Raw genomic sequence first — 14763 nt, forward strand, 5'->3', positions numbered from 1 at the left:
TCCGGATCATGCCCTGCCCCCACGCCTTACTGGGTTGTCCTCGATGCCGCAAGAATAAGGCGGTCGGACGGCGGCAGGTCGAACCGCGGCTCGAGCCCCAAAAGCGGCGCAATACGGGCGATCACCTTGCCGCCGGTCGGCACCGCGTTCCAGCCCGAGGTGATGAAACCATGGGTCTCCGGCAGCGCCTTCGGCTCATCCAGCATCACCAGAAGCTGGTACTTCGGATTATCGGCCGGGAGGATGGCGGTGAAGGAGTTCAGCACCTGTTTCTTGGAGTAGCGGCCATTGACCACCTTTTCCGCAGTGCCGGTCTTGCCGCCGATATAATAACCCTTCACGTCGGCCGACTTGGCGGTTCCGATTTCGGCATTAAGTCGCATCAGATACCGGATCTTGTCCGACGTCTCAGGCTTCACCACCCGCTTGGCGATCGCCTTGGCGTCTTCCTCCGAGCGCTTGAGGAAGGTCGGCGGGATCAGATTGCCGCCATTGACCATCGCATTGATGCCCATCACCGCCTGCAGCGGCGCAACCGCGATGCCATGGCCGAAGGAGATGGTGATCGTGTTCAATTCGCCCCAGCGCTTCGGCACGATCGGCGATGCGCTCTCCGGCAATTCGGTGCGGAGACGGTCGAGCTGGCCGACCTTCTTCAGGAACGCCTTGTGCGCCTCGACTCCTTGCGCAAGCGCGATGCGCGCCGCGCCGACATTGGAGGAGAAGGTGAATACTTCCGACAGCGAGATCGCCCGGCCGAGCGGATGGGTGTCGTGGATCGCGAACTTGCCATAGTGCAGCGCGCCGCGCGCGTCATACATGGTGTGGAGCGTGGCCTTGCCGGAATCCAGCGCCATCGCCAGCGTCAGCGTCTTGAAGGTCGAGCCCATCTCGAACACGCCCGTGGTCAGGCGGTTGATGCGATCGGGATCGTGCGCTTCCTTCGGATTGTTGGGATCGAAATCGGGCAGTGAGACCAGCGCGACGATCTCGCCGGTCCGAACATTGGAGACGAGGCCCGATGCCGCCTTGGCCTTGTACTTCTCCTTGGCCTTCAGGAGCTCGTCGCGCAGCGCATGCTCGACGCGCAGATCGATCGACAGTTCCACCGGCTTCTGCAAGCGGTCGGTGGCAAAGCCCGCGCGATGCAGATCGGCCAGACCGTTATTGTCCAGCCACTTCTCCATGCCGGCGATGCCCTGGTTGTCGATGTTCACGAGGCCGATCAAATGGGCAACGGTGGGGCCGGTCGGATAGATGCGCCTGTTTTCGCGCAGGAAGCCGATGCCGGGAACGCCGAGGCGATGGATATCCTGCTGCTGTTGCGGCGTGATCTCGCGCTTCAGCCAGACGAAACCTTTTCGCGACGACAGACGGTCGCGCACTTCGGCGGTGTCGAGATCAGGCAGCGTCGCGGTCAGAAGCTCGATCGCCTCGTCCTTGTCGATGATGCGGCGCGGCTCGCCAAACAGGCTCGGCGCTTTGACGTCGGTCGCGAGGATTGCGCCATTGCGGTCGATGATATCAGGGCGCGCGGTGGCGATCGCATCCTGCGAGGCGGTGCGGCGCGCGCCGTGGCTGTCGGCGCCCATCGCGAACATCACGAGCCGCCCGGCAATGATGGCGTAGACGGCGGCAAACGCGATGATCGCGAGACCGACCCGGGCGCGCGCCTTCGCGCTGCGGTCGACATTCCGCCCGTAGAGCAGGCCGCGGATCAGCCGCTGCCGCCACGGCTCGGCCGGCTTTGTGCTTGGCGCGCGGTCGGTCATTGCTGATCTCCCTGCTGCGCGGGATCTGGTACCGACCCGGTCACGCTCTCCTGGTCGGCGGCGGCCTCGATGGTGTTGATCATCGCGCCGATCGGGTCAGGCGCGCCCGGCCGCGCGAAGTTCGGCGGACGTTCGGGCAAGTTCTTCAACGAGTCATATTGATTGGCGATGAGCGGCTTCAACGCGAGATGACGCTCGGCCAATCCCTGCAGCCGAAGCGGCGAGTCGAGCTTGGCCCATTCGGCGCGCAGGGTCGCGATCGCATCGCGCTGCTCGCGGATTTCCGCATTCAGCCGCAGCACTCGCTCGGTACGGGCCGTCGATTCCATCTTGATGCGGTAGACATAGGCCGCGCAGGCCACGAGGAAACCGATCACGAGGAAATGGAGGATGCGCATGCGCTAGCCTCCCCTCATCACGCGTTCGAGCGTCGGCCATGACGGCGGCTCACCCTCGGCATGCACTGGCGCTTCGGTGCGCTCGGCGGCGCGCAGTTTGGCCGACCGCGCGCGAGGATTGGCCGCGATCTCGTCCTCGGACGGCGTCAGCGGGCGCTTGGTCAAAATCTTCAAGCTCGGCGCCATCTGCGCCACTTCGGGCAGATGCCGCGAACCGCTGGAAACCTTGCCACGCTCGCCGAAGAAATTCTTGACGATGCGGTCTTCCAGCGAATGGAACGAAACAACCACGAGCCGTCCGCCCGGCTTCAGCACACGCTCGGCGGCGGTGAGCGCACGCAGCAACTCATCGAGCTCTTCGTTGACGAAGATGCGCAGCGCCTGGAACGTCCGCGTCGCCGGATGGATCTCGTTCGGCTTGGAGCGGACGACCCTGGCGACGATGTCGGCCAGCGCTTGCGTCGTCTCGATCGGCGCTTCCTTGCGCGCGGCCACGATGGCGCGCGCCACGCCGCGCGAGTGCCGCTCCTCGCCGAAGAGATAGATGATGTCGGCAAGATCGCGCTCCGACGCGGTTGCGATCACGTCCGCCGCGGTCGGCCCCGCATGCCCCATCCGCATGTCGAGCGGGCCCGCCAGACGGAACGAGAAGCCGCGCGCAGCCTGGTCGAGCTGCATCGAGGAGACGCCGATGTCCATCACCACGCCGTCGACGGCCTCCACACCTTGGGCGGCACAGATGTCGGCGAGATTGGAGAAGCGGTCCTCGACCAGCATCAGCCGGCCTTCGGAGCGATCAACCAGATCGAAGCCGCCCGCGATCGCCGACCGGTCGCGATCGAGACCGATGACGCGGGTTCCAGCCACGTCGAGAATCAGGCGGGTGTAGCCACCGGCACCGAAGGTGGCATCGATATAGATGCCGCCGGTGCGCGGATTCAGCATGTCGACCGCCTCGCGGCCGAGCACGGAAATGTGCGGCGCAGCAGGCGTCATGCGCCGGCTCCGAATGTTGTCCGGCGTAAGGGATCGAAACTGGACACGGACCAGCCCATGGCGCCTCGAATAGTTACGCGTCACGCCGCGGTTCCGTCCGAGCAGCCGCGGCACGGAGCACGCGCCGGTTCCCATATCAGGCCGCAAATCCTGATTCCCGACCGGAGTTTGCTGGGCTGCCATGGGATTTCGCGCGCAAGCGGGCCTCGGCCGCCCCTCAAAACCGGTTCGGCTATTCACCACTTAGTAACGGCACTTAGCGTTAAGAAAGCGTTGCCGAATCCTTCACGGTTTATTTTGCTTTTTAGTCACATGTGGAACTCGCTGATGCGCACCATCCACAGGCGGACCTAAAATTCGCGGGATGGCGCCGATGTGATTGCACCCGCGGCAGGGTAAAGGAATAGTAAATTGAAGGCTGTCCGGAAATTGCAGGACTGCCGTCTTGAATTTGAGATTTGGGATGTCGTCTGGTTCGTTCGCGTCTGCTGATTCGAAGCGTCAACGCGCCCTTCCCGTTCCGAGGGCCATCGCCGACATGAAGACCTTTACTCCGGACTCCTCGATCGTCTCCGACGTCATCCCTTCGGTGAATTTCGGCGAACGCGCCAACGACCGGCAGCCCGACATGATCGTGCTGCACTACACCGGCATGCCCGACGTCGAGGGCGCCATCGCCCAGCTCTGCACTGCCGGCACCGAGGTCTCCGCACATTACATCGTGCTGGAGGATGGCCGCATCGTGCAATGCGTGCCGGAGAGCAAGCGCGCCTGGCATGCCGGCGTCTCCTGCTGGGCCGGCGAAGAGGACATCAATTCCTGCTCGATTGGCATCGAGATCATCAACCGCGGCCATGACTGGGGCTATCCGGATTATCCGCTGCGCCAGATCGCAGCGGTGATCGCGCTGTGCCGCGGCATCATGCTCCGCCGCAACGTGCCTTCGTATCGCGTGCTCGCTCATTCCGACGTGGCGCCGGCGCGCAAGAAGGACCCCGGCGAAAAGTTCCCGTGGCATTCGCTGGCCAATTCCGGCGTCGGGCATTGGGTTCAGCCGGCGCCGATCGTACGCGGGGAGACGCTCCAGCTCGGCGCGATCAACGATAACGTCACCAACATGCAGCAGGCATTCGCCCGCTACGGCTACAACATCCCGACCAACGGCAAGTTCGACGGCCCCACCATGGAAGTCGTCACCGCCTTCCAGCGCCATTTCCGCCAGGAGCGCGTCGACGGCATCGTCGATCGCTCGACCATGACCACGTTGCATGCGCTGCTGGAGAGCCTGCCGCCGGAAGCAACCGCGACAGTGGTTGCGGAGAAGTAGGCAAGTCTCTCGTCATTGCGAGCGAAGCGAAGCAATCCATCTCGCCACTTGTTGAAGCATGGATTGCTTCGTCGCTACGCTCCTCGCAATGACGGAGGCCATCACCCCATCTCCGCGATGCGCCGCGCATAGAGCCGGCGCAGCGGCTCCAGTTGCGTCGCGGCGGTTGCCGCCCGATACGCTTGACGCGCGGCGTCGGTGCGGCCGAGGCGGCGCAGCAGATCGGCGCGGACAGCCGGCAGCAATTCGTAACCCTTGAGGCTGCCGCGCGCTTCCAGCGCGTCGATCAAATCGAGTGCGCGCGCCGGGCCGTCGACCATCGACACCGCCGCGGCATGGTTCAGCTCGATCACCGGTGAGGGGCTGATGCGGAGCAGCACTTCATAGAGGCCGGCGATCTGCGGCCAGTCGGTGTCATTATAACTCGGCGCGCGGGCATGCAGCGCCGCGATTGCGGCCTGCACCGTGTAGGATTGCGGCCGGCCGGGCATGCGCAGCGCTTCCTCCACCAATCGCAGGCCTTCGGCGATCTGGCTGATGTCCCACAGCGAGCGATCCTGCTCCTCCAACAGCACGATGTCGCCGCCTGCGGTTTCGCGGCCGGCGCGGCGCGCGTCGTGCAGCAGCATCAATGCTAGCAGTCCCTTGATCTCGCCGCGGCCGGGGATCAGTGCATCGATCAGCCGCGCTAGCCGGATCGCCTCGCGCGCCAGATCCGGGCGCATCAGGTCCTCGCCGGAGGTCGCCACATAGCCTTCGGTGAAGACGAGATAGATCACCGCCAACACGCCGCGCAGCCTCGGCTCCAGCGCCTCCCGCTCCGGCACCTCATAGGGAATGCCGGCGAGGCGAATCTTCTGCTTCGCGCGCAAGAGCCGCTGCGCCATTGCGTCCTCGCTGACGAGGAAGGCGCGCGCGACCTGGGCCGTCGAGAGGCCGCAAACCGTGCGCAGCGTCAGCGCGACCTGCACCTCGTCGGCAAATGACGGATGACAGCAGGTGAAGATCAACCGCAGCATGTCGTCGTCGAGCGTGGCATCGGCAAGCTCGGAAGGCGCGGACGCATTGAGCAGAAGTTCGTGCGTCAGCTCCTGCTGCTTGCCGCGGAAGACGGCATTGCGGCGGATGCGATCGATCGCCTTGTTGCGGCCGACATTGACCAGCCACGCCCGTGGATTCTCCGGCAACTCGCCCGCATGCCAGCGCTCAAGCGCCGCCGCGAATGCCTCCTGCAGCGCGTCCTCCGCAAGATCGAAATCGCCGACGAGGCGGATCAGCGTCGCCAGCGCCCGGCTCGCCTCGTCGCGGAAGATCTTTTCGATCTGGGTCGGAGTCATACGGTGACGCCATTACCCCGGAGTGGCGGCGCTAGGCCATCACTTATCATACACCCAGATCGGCCTCACCTCGATCGCGCCGAGCCTCGCACTCGGGATGCGCGCGGCGATCGCGAGCGCCGTGTCGAGGTCCTTGGCTTCGATCAGATAGTAGCCGCCGAGTTGCTCGCGCGTCTCCGCGAACGGGCCATCCGTCGTCAGCGCCTTGCCGTCGCGCACGCGCACCGTGGTCGCGGTCGTCGTCGGCCGCAGCCGGTCGCCGGCCTTGAAATTGCCGCTCTGGATGATGGACTGGGTGAACTTGCCGTATTCCTCCATCATCTTCTGACTCGTTGCCGCGTCGAGTTTCGCGTACTCGACCTCATTCTGGTAGATCATCAACAGATACTGCATCGCGAAGTCTCCTTTTCATCGGCTGGATCGCCGACATCCAGTCGAGCGGGGCCGACGCAAAACGACATCTTCAGGATAGTTTATTTTGAGGGTTCCGCAGGCCGCTTTCGCCTTGACCTTGCGGCCACAAACCCCCATGCCTACTGGCGTCAGTCGGCCGGACGGCCGCTCCCGCAAGCGCCGAAAGGCCGCGGGGGAGGAAAGTCCGGGCTCCATCGACATGCGGTGCCGGATAACGTCCGGCGGGGGCAACCCCAGGGAAAGTGCCACAGAGAACGAACCGCCCGCCTTCGCCCTTCGGGGCTCCGGCGCGGCAAGGGTGAAAAGGTGCGGTAAGAGCGCACCGCGTTTCCGGCAACGGAGACGGCATGGCAAACCCCACCGGGAGCAAAACCGAATAGGGACGGCACCGCAGGCTGTTCGCGCAAGCGATAACGCTGCAGGGCGATGTCAGGCCCGCCGTCCGGGTAGGTTGCTCGAGGCCGTCTGCAAAGGCGGTCCCAGAGGAATGGCCGTCACGTACCATTCGCGAGAATGGTGCCCTACAGAACCCGGCTTACAGGCCGGCTGATGTTCTAAAGCGTTTTCAAGCGAAGTGGGTTTCCGGTTCGCGTGAAGAAAACGCCTCTTGGTGGACCAAATGAGGGGTTCGGCGCAACACGCCGGACCCCTCGCCATTTTTGGGGCGCCGTGAAATGACGTCGCGAGTCACGGCCATGGTACCTACCGGGCACGTCGTGTAAACGTCGGGCCAATGACAATGAGAACAAGACGATGATGGGCGGATTCGCGCTGGCGGTGCTGTTTGTCGGCGCGTTGGCCGGGGGCTTCGTATCCGGCCTTGCCGGCTTCGGCACCGCGCTGATGGCGCTGGGGATCTGGCTCTACGTTGCGCCGCCTGCGGTTGCCGTGCCTTTGGTCCTGATCTGCTCGGTCGTCGGCCAGCTCACGACCCTGCCCTCGATCTGGCGCTCGATCGATTTCAGGCTGGTCTGGCCATTTGTGGTCGGCGGGCTGGCCGGCGTGCCGCTCGGCACGCTGCTGATTGCCCATGCCGATCCCAGCACCTTCAAGCTGACCATCGGCGTGTTTCTGCTGGTCTTTCCCACCGCGCTCTATTTTCAGCGCAGGCCAATGGCGATCAAGTTTGGCAGCAAGCCGTTCGACGGCGCCATCGGATTTGCCGGCGGCATCCTTGGCGGCCTCGCCGGCCTGTCCGGCCCACTTCCGATTCTTTGGGCCAGCGTGCGCGGCTGGACCAAGGAGCAGCGGCGCGGGATTTTCCAGACCTTCAACTTCACGGTGCTGGCGACGGCGCTGGTGCTTCAGGCATTCGCCGGCTTCGTCACAAAGCAAGTTCTCACGCTGGCTGTCGTGACCTTTCCGGCGACGGTGGCCGGCGCCTGGCTCGGCGCGCGAATCTATCACGCGCTGAGCGACCGGAATTTCACAAACATCGTGCTCGGGCTTTTGTTTCTCTCCGGGATCGGGCTGGTGTGGAGCGGAATTGCTCCGAGGTAGCGCGCGCATGGCTGCCATATGCACCGAGTAGATTGCTGTACGCGGGGCAGTGAACCCGCTATCCACGCCTATCATGTCCTCGTCCTCCTCGCGCGAACGTTTCGGCCTGTTGCTGGGCTTCATCGGCATGGCGATCTTCGGCGGCACGCTGCCGGCGACGCGGCTTGCCGTCGCGGAAATTGATCCGATTGCCCTGACCGCGATCCGCACCACAATCGCCGGTCTATGCTCGCTCGCGCTCCTGCTCGTGTTGCGGCGGCCGCTGCCGCGGCGGGCGCTATGGCCGCAGCTTGCGCTGGTGATGCTGTGCGTCGCCATCCTGTTTCCACTGCTGATGGCCGAGGGCATGCAGCGGGTTGACGCCTCCCATGGCGGCGTCGTGCTCGGCGTGCTGCCGATCGCGACAGCGCTGGTGGCGGTCGCCATCACCCACGAGCGGCCGCGGCCGTTGTTCTGGGTCGCCGCTGTCGTCGGCGCCGCGCTCGTGATCGCCTTTGCGCTGCGTGACGGCGGCGGCACGCTGTCGACGGGCGACCTCTTCCTGTTCGCCTCCGTTGCGGTTTCCGCCGTTGGCTATGCCTTCTCCGGACGACTCACCGCGGAGATGCCGGGCTGGGAAGTCATCAGTTGGGTGCTGGTGATTGCGTTGCCGTTCGCGCTGCCGGCGGCGGCGCTGACGATGCCGCCCGATCCGATGCACATCTCGCTTAAACCCTGGCTTGGTCTGCTCTACGTCGCGCTGTTCTCGCAATGGATCGGCTTCTTCGCCTGGAATGCCGGCATGGCGATGGGCGGGATCGCGCGGGTCTCGCAGGTGCAATTGTTGCAGCCCTTCGTCACCTTCGTGCTCGCCTCGCTCTTCAACGGCGAGACGATCACCCCGCAGGTCGTGCTGTTCGCCGCCGCCGTGGTGGCGACGGTCGCGATCAGCGCGCGCACGCGGGGGCGAAAGGCTGTCGTTCCGGGGCGGCGCAAAGCGCCGAACTATGGTGCGCACTTGCGCACCTGAGAACCTCGAGATCCTCAGATGCGCAATTGCGCATCGTAGTTCGCGCTCACGCGCGCCCCGGAATGACGGCGACTACTCCGCCGCGGAGACCTCGTCGAACTCCATCGCCTGCCGCTCGAACAGGCTGCGATAGATGCCGCCCGGCCGCGCGGTCAGCGTGGCATGGGTGCCCTGCTCGACGATCTCGCCGCGATCGAACACCAGGATGCGGTCGAGGCCGCGCACCGTCGACAGCCGGTGCGCGATCACGATCGAGGTGCGGCCCTTCATCAGCCGCTCCATTGCTTCCTGGATCAGCGCCTCCGATTCCGAATCCAGGCTCGAGGTCGCCTCGTCCAGGATCAGGATCGGCGCGTCGGCGAGGAACGCGCGTGCCAACGCGACGCGCTGCCGCTCGCCGCCGGACAGCTTGACGCCGCGCTCGCCGACCAGCGTGCCGTAGCCTTTCGGCAGCCGCATGATGAAGTCGTGCGCATTGGCAAGCCGCGCCGCCTGCTCAATTGCCGCCATGCTGGCGCCGGGCCGGCCGTAGGCGATGTTCTCCGCCAGCGAACGGTGGAACAGGATCGGCTCCTGCTGCACGATCGCGATCTGGCTGCGCAGCGATTGCTGCGTCGCGTGAGCGATATCCTGGCCGTCGATCAGGATCCGTCCGCCCGAGACGTCGTAGAGCCGCTGCACCAGTTTCACGAACGTGGTCTTGCCGGAGCCGGACCTGCCGACCAGGCCCACGCGCTCGCCGGCGCGAATATCGATCGACAGCGCGTCATAGAGCGGCGTGCGATGCCCGCCGTAGAGGAAGGTGACGTTGTCGAAGGTGATCCTTCCACCCTGGACGTCGATCGGCTTTGCGTCGGGCGCATCGACGATGCCAAGCGGCTCGCCATGGATGGTGACGAGCTCCTCCATGTCGTTGACCGAACGCTGCAGGTTGTTGATGTGCATGCCGACGTCGCGCAAGTAAGCGTGGATGACGTAGTAGCTCGTCAGCACATAGGTGACGTCGCCCGGCGAGGCGCGCCCGGCAAGCCACAGCAGGATGGCGCCGCCGATCACCGACGCGCGAAAGCACAGGAGCACCGCGAGCTGCGCCATATTGGTTGCGTTGTAGCGCAGCCAGGTGCGCAGCACCCGCCTGCGCCAGCGGGCGATGACACCGGCAAGCCGCACATCCTCACGCGCTTCCGCGCCGAACGATTTCACCACCGCGTTGCAGGTGAGCGCGTCCGCCAGCGTGCCGCCGACCTTGGTGTCCCAGGCGTTGGAGACGCGCGCGGCCGGTGCAATATAGTTCACCGAGAGCACGATGGTCATCGCGACATAGACCACCGCGCCGACACCGATCACGGCGCCGAGCACGGGCCAGTGCAATCCGAGCAGGATCATCGAGCCGACCAGCACCATCAGCGACGGCAACAGCGCCATCAGGACGGTATCGTTGAGCAGGTCGATCGCCCACATGCCGCGGGTGATCTTGCGCACGGTCGAGCCGGCGAACGAATTGGCGTGCCAGTCGGTCGAGAACCGCTGCACCCGCGCGAATGCCTCGCGCGCCACATCCGACATCGTCGTCAGCGTGAACGGCACGATCGCCTGCAACCCCATAAACCGCAGGATGATCGACAACAGGCCGAGCGCGACGATGCCGCCGAATGCAACCATCGCCGCATGCCGCGCCGCCTGGTCCGCGGTGCCGAGCGTAAGCGCGTCGACCAGATGGCCGGAATAGACCGGCATGAAAAGGTCGGCGACAGTGGCGCCGAGAAAGCCGACCAAGACGGTCGTGGCGCGATAGGGCTGCCTCAGCCAGTGGCGGAATATGAACGGGATCACGACGCGGATCGCGGCGGGACGTTTGTCAGTTTGAATAGTCATGGCGCAATCCGGCCGCGCTCGCGCGCAGGCCGGCTCCATCTGAATTGACGCGCGACGGCGCAAAAGCGCGCGACAGTGGCGTCGTTGAAAGATCGATAAGTTGTTGGGAGGCTTGAAGGACCGGGACGTCAGCCCCGGTCAGAACTGGTGGTCAGTGGTGCGACCGAATACCCAGCACAAGCATCGAACGGGGGCGCGCGATCTGCGAATAAGCCAAAATCATGCAAATCTCCCCGGTTCGAGCGACGACGCGTTGCTTATAAATGCGTCACGCCTGATTTGCAAGATGACAAAGCCGTGAGCTGCGCCTTCGCGCTAATGCCCGCCGCCGCCAGGTGCCGCCGCCGACGGCTTGTTCAGGAGCAGCACGAGAAGACTGAGGCCGACATAGAACACCGTCAGCATGAAGAAGGCGTCGCCATAACCCATGACCGCGGCCTGGCGGTGCACGATCTGCGACAATTGCTTCAGCGCCATCATCGCGGAATCGCCCATGCCCTGCATGCGCTGGGTGAACATGTTGAGCGTCTCGACCGCCGTCGCATTGCCCCAATGCACCCGATCGTGCAGACGCGAAATGTGCAGGTCGGTGCGCTCGTTCAGCACCTGGTTGATGATGGCCAGTCCCACCGCGCCGCCGAGATTGCGCATCAGGTTGAACAGGCCGGAGGCATTCTTGACCAGATGCGGCGCCAGCGTGCCCAGCGCAATGTTGTTGGTCGGCACCATCGCGCACATCATGCCGATGCCGCGCAGGATCTGCGGCACCAAGAGTTCGTAGAAGTCATAGTCGCGCGTGATCCAGGTCATCTGCCAGGAGCCAAGCGCGAAGGTGACGAGGCCGAAGGCGATGATGTAGCGCAGATCGACCTTCTGCATCAGCTTCCCGACGACCGGCGCCATCAGGAACATCGTGATGCCGGAGACGAACATGGTCTCGCCGATCATCAGCGCGCTGTAGCCGCGAACCTCCGCGAGATAGCGCGGATAGATATAGGTCAGGCCGTAGAGGCCGATGCCGATGCAGAACTGCAGCACGCAGCCGATCGCGAAATTGCGGTTGCCAAACGTCCTGAGATCGACGATCGGCTCATCGACGCTGAATACCCGCCAGAAGAAAGCAATCGCTGAGACGAAGCAGACCGCGGCGAAGATCGCGACCGACGTATCCTGCAGCCACTCATATTGCGGTCCTTCCTCCAGCACATATTCGAGCGAGCCGAGGAAGCCCGCCATGAACAAGAGGCCCCACCAGTCGAAGCGCTCGAGCAATGCGAAATTCGGCTGATCGAAATCGATCAGCGCGAGGACGCCAAGCGTGATGCCGATGCCTGGCACGATGTTGATGAAGAACAGCCAGTGCCACGACATCAGGTCCGTGATGTAGCCGCCCACCGTAGGTCCGACGGTCGGGGCCAGCGTCGCGACCAGCCCGATGATCGGCGCGACGATGTGGAACTTCGAGCGCGGAAAGATCGTGTAGGCCGAAGCGAACACCGTCGGGATCATGCCGGCGCCGAGAAATCCCTGCAGGGCGCGCCAGAGGATCATCTGCTCGATCGAGGTGGCAAAACCGCACAGGAAGCTCGATACGGTGAAGCCGAAGGCGGAGATCGCGAACAGCAGCCGCGTGCCGAGCGCGCGCGACAGGAAGCCGGACAACGGAATGGCGATGACCTCGGCGATCAGATAGGCAGTCTGCACCCAGGAGACTTCGGTCGAGCTCGCCGAGAGGCCGGCCTGGATGTCCGAGAGCGATGCGGAGACGATCTGGATGTCCAGGATCGACATGAACATCCCGAACACCATGATGACGAAGGCGACCACCCGCTTCGGCTCGATGCGCTCGCTGGCGGCCGCGGCATTCATCATGTTCGGCGAAGCGGTGGTGGCGTCGGCCATATCTGCTCACCTGCGCGCGGAGCGTTCTCCGGGCTCAAACTATCACTGCGGATGAATCATCATCGGTGCATCGAGATCGGCATCATTGTCGGCGTCGTGTGCACCCTCGCTTGTATCCACGGTGGTGTAGACCGACATGCCTGCGCGCAGCAGGTTCTGTCGCGCGACGCTCTTCGGCACGCGGATGCGGACCGGCAATCGCTGCACGATCTTGGTGAAATTGCCGGTGGCGTTGTCCGGCGGCAGCAGAGTGAACACCGAACCTGCGGCCGGTGAAATGCTGTCGACCACGCCCTTGAACTTGCGGTGGCCGTAGGCGTCGACCGAGATCGTCACCGGCTGGCCCGGGCGGACACGCTTGAGCTGCGTCTCCTTATAATTGGCGTCGATGAAGACATCGTCGAGCGGCACCACATTGCCGAGCCGCTGGCCGACCTGGATGAAGTCGCCGACATTGACGAGACGGTTGGAGAAGGTGCCGTCGACCGGCGCGCGCACCGTGGCGAAATCGAGATCGCGCTCGGCCTTGGCGAGCTGGGTCTGCAGTTCGGCGAGCGTGGCGCGGGCCTCGTTCTGCTGCGCCTTGGTCACCTCGACATTGTCGCGCGCAGCGTCATAGGCGGCCTGCGCCGACTTCACCGCGGCAACGCCCTGGTCACGGTTTGCCTCCGAGACTTCGAAGGTGGCGCGCGAGGCAAAGCCCTTGGTGCTCAGCGCCTGCTGGCGGTCGAAATCGAGGCCGAAGCGCTTCAGGTTCGCTTCGGCGGAGGCGAGTTGTGCCTGCGCCTGCTCGACTGCGCTTTCCAACGCGGTGACCTGGCGGCCGATGCGCTCGATGGTCGCCTGCTGGGTGGCGATCCTGCTGCGCGCCGCGTCGACCGCGATCCGGTAGTCGCCGTCGTCGATCCGGAAGATCACTTCGCCGGCGCGAACGATCGCGTTGTCGGCAGGCAGGATCGCCGCCAGATGGCCGGAGACACGCGCGCCGAGCATGGAGTTGTTGGCGCGCACATAGGCGTCGTCGGTCGAGATGTAGAAGCGTCCGGCAACGAACCAGTAGACGCCGTAGCCGACGGCGGCGAGTGCGAGCAGGCCGAGCACACCCATCATGACGAATCTGCGCTTGGCGGGTTTTGGCGCGGCGGCGGCCTGTGCTGGTGGCGCTGCCGGCTGCTCCGGTGCTGGCGCGACCGGCGTTTCGGCAGGCCGGCGCTTGGCTTCTTCGGGAGCGGGGCCACGAAGCTGCTCTGCCGGCTGAGCTGATGTGTTGCGCACGGACTCGCCCTCGACCTCCGGCTCGGAGCGAACGACGCGTGCAGCCTGATCTCTCGCCGCGGCCATAGCCGGACTCCTCATTTACCCCGTCACGACGCAAGCGAGGCCCGGCGGCCGCTGCGGCATCGTGTCTTAACATCTATCATTGACCGAACGGTTCGGTCAAGTTACATTACTTTGGAGGAACCCTAAGGAGAAAATCGCTTCCGGACAGTAGCCCGGACGGAAAATGTTCTCCGAGAGACTAAACCAATGGTTGCAGGCCGGACATCCCCGCTTCAGATCGTTGCCGAGGAGGACTCCTCCAAGCGGCGACAGATTCTCGACGGTGCCCGCAAGGTGTTTCTGGAATTGGGTTTCGACGGCGCCAGTATGGGCGAGATCGCCCGCGCCGCCGGGGTCTCCAAGGGCACGCTTTATGTCTACTTCGACGACAAGTGCCGGCTGTTCGAGGCGATCGTCGAGGAAGAGAAGATCGAGCAGAGCAAGGCGGCTTTCAATTTCGATCCGCAGCGCGACGTCGATACCACCCTGCCCGAATTCGGGCGGGCCTACATCGCGCTGCTGTGCCGGCCGGGCGGCGGCTCGGCGATCCGCACGGTGATGGCGATCGCCGAGCGGATGCCTGAGGTCGGCAGCCGATTTTACGAACAGGTGATCGCGAGCAACGTCAAACGCTTTGCGACCTATCTCGAAGCTCGCACCGGGCACGGCGAGCTTGCGATCGACAATTTCGAGCTCGCTGCCTGGCAATTCATGCAGATGTGCCAGGCGACGCTGTTCCAGGCTTTCATCTTCCAGGCTAAGCCCTCGCCATCGCCCGAGCAGATCGCCACCGTCGTCGACAGCGCAACGCGCGTGTTCCTGGCGGCGTATCGGCCGAAGCCGGCGTAGCGGCGACGCCGGTTTTGCCCCTCATGGTGAGGAGCGCGTAGCGCGTCTCGAACCATGAGGCCCC

General features: G+C 64.5%; 12 protein-coding genes and 1 other RNA gene. 5 read left to right on the forward strand and 8 right to left on the reverse strand.

Translation table 11 applies throughout. The features are described from left to right. Positions 1 to 26: 26 nt before the first annotated feature. The 3 genes from AC5ZGW_RS07475 to rsmH are packed head-to-tail and all read right to left on the reverse strand — an operon-like array spanning position 27 to position 3349. Positions 27 to 1772 (reverse strand): peptidoglycan D,D-transpeptidase FtsI family protein, encoded by a 1746-nt coding sequence (locus tag AC5ZGW_RS07475; RefSeq protein ID WP_130227673.1) that lies wholly within the window; start codon positions 1770 to 1772, stop codon positions 27 to 29. Next, entirely contained in the window at positions 1769 to 2170 is a 402-nt protein-coding gene (gene ftsL, locus AC5ZGW_RS07480; protein ID WP_130227674.1) for a cell division protein FtsL, read from the reverse strand. Before ftsL ends, AC5ZGW_RS07475 begins: the two co-directional genes overlap by 4 nt. Before the next feature lie 3 nt (positions 2171 to 2173). After that, positions 2174 to 3349, reverse strand: coding sequence for a 16S rRNA (cytosine(1402)-N(4))-methyltransferase RsmH (gene rsmH / locus AC5ZGW_RS07485; RefSeq protein WP_165435350.1), 1176 nt, complete (start codon positions 3347 to 3349; stop codon positions 2174 to 2176). Positions 3350 to 3629: 280 nt separating this feature from the next. Here rsmH and AC5ZGW_RS07490 point away from each other — a divergent pair, with 280 nt between their 5' ends. After that, the gene (locus tag AC5ZGW_RS07490; protein WP_028167508.1) at positions 3630 to 4493 is read left to right on the forward strand and encodes an N-acetylmuramoyl-L-alanine amidase; all 864 of its coding nucleotides are present in this window, start codon (positions 3630 to 3632) and stop codon (positions 4491 to 4493) included. Between the two features lie 101 nt (positions 4494 to 4594). On the opposite strand, the gene AC5ZGW_RS07495 is transcribed toward AC5ZGW_RS07490, so the two are convergent. Beyond that, a complete protein-coding gene (locus AC5ZGW_RS07495; protein WP_130227675.1) occupies positions 4595 to 5830 on the reverse strand; it encodes an RNA polymerase sigma factor in 1236 nt (411 codons plus the stop codon). Between the two features lie 39 nt (positions 5831 to 5869). Continuing rightward, a complete protein-coding gene (locus tag AC5ZGW_RS07500) occupies positions 5870 to 6223 on the reverse strand; it encodes a YciI family protein (RefSeq protein WP_130227676.1) in 354 nt (117 codons plus the stop codon). Between the two features lie 149 nt (positions 6224 to 6372). Between AC5ZGW_RS07500 and rnpB the strand changes: the two genes are divergently transcribed. The 3 genes from rnpB to AC5ZGW_RS07515 all read left to right on the forward strand — a co-directional run bounded on the left by rnpB (position 6373) and on the right by AC5ZGW_RS07515 (position 8753). Then, positions 6373 to 6798: RNase P RNA component class A (rnpB, locus tag AC5ZGW_RS07505), an RNA gene on the forward strand. A gap of 202 nt (positions 6799 to 7000) precedes the next feature. Continuing rightward, entirely contained in the window at positions 7001 to 7744 is a 744-nt protein-coding gene (locus tag AC5ZGW_RS07510; RefSeq protein WP_130227688.1) for a sulfite exporter TauE/SafE family protein, read from the forward strand. A 73-nt stretch (positions 7745 to 7817) separates the two neighbouring features. After that, on the forward strand, positions 7818 to 8753 hold the full coding sequence (locus tag AC5ZGW_RS07515) for a DMT family transporter (RefSeq protein WP_130227689.1): 936 nt from the start codon (positions 7818 to 7820) through the stop codon (positions 8751 to 8753). 72 nt (positions 8754 to 8825) lie between these two features. Here the strand turns inward: AC5ZGW_RS07515 and AC5ZGW_RS07520 are convergent, their stop codons facing one another. The 3 genes from AC5ZGW_RS07520 to AC5ZGW_RS07530 all read right to left on the reverse strand — a co-directional run bounded on the left by AC5ZGW_RS07520 (position 8826) and on the right by AC5ZGW_RS07530 (position 13871). Continuing rightward, complete coding sequence (locus AC5ZGW_RS07520) at positions 8826 to 10628, reverse strand: ABC transporter ATP-binding protein (RefSeq protein WP_130227677.1); 1803 nt, start codon at positions 10626 to 10628, stop codon at positions 8826 to 8828. Positions 10629 to 10943: 315 nt separating this feature from the next. Further along, the gene (locus AC5ZGW_RS07525) at positions 10944 to 12530 is read right to left on the reverse strand and encodes a DHA2 family efflux MFS transporter permease subunit (RefSeq protein ID WP_130227678.1); all 1587 of its coding nucleotides are present in this window, start codon (positions 12528 to 12530) and stop codon (positions 10944 to 10946) included. 42 nt (positions 12531 to 12572) lie between these two features. After that, the gene (locus AC5ZGW_RS07530; RefSeq protein WP_130227679.1) at positions 12573 to 13871 is read right to left on the reverse strand and encodes an HlyD family secretion protein; all 1299 of its coding nucleotides are present in this window, start codon (positions 13869 to 13871) and stop codon (positions 12573 to 12575) included. 186 nt (positions 13872 to 14057) lie between these two features. On the opposite strand from AC5ZGW_RS07530, the gene AC5ZGW_RS07535 reads away from it, so the two are divergent. Next, positions 14058 to 14699, forward strand: a complete 642-nt coding sequence (locus tag AC5ZGW_RS07535; protein WP_130227680.1) for a TetR/AcrR family transcriptional regulator — start codon at positions 14058 to 14060, stop codon at positions 14697 to 14699. The last annotated feature ends 64 nt before the right edge of the window (positions 14700 to 14763 follow it).

The sequence above is a fragment of the Bradyrhizobium sp. Crot121 genome (assembly GCF_059512385.1).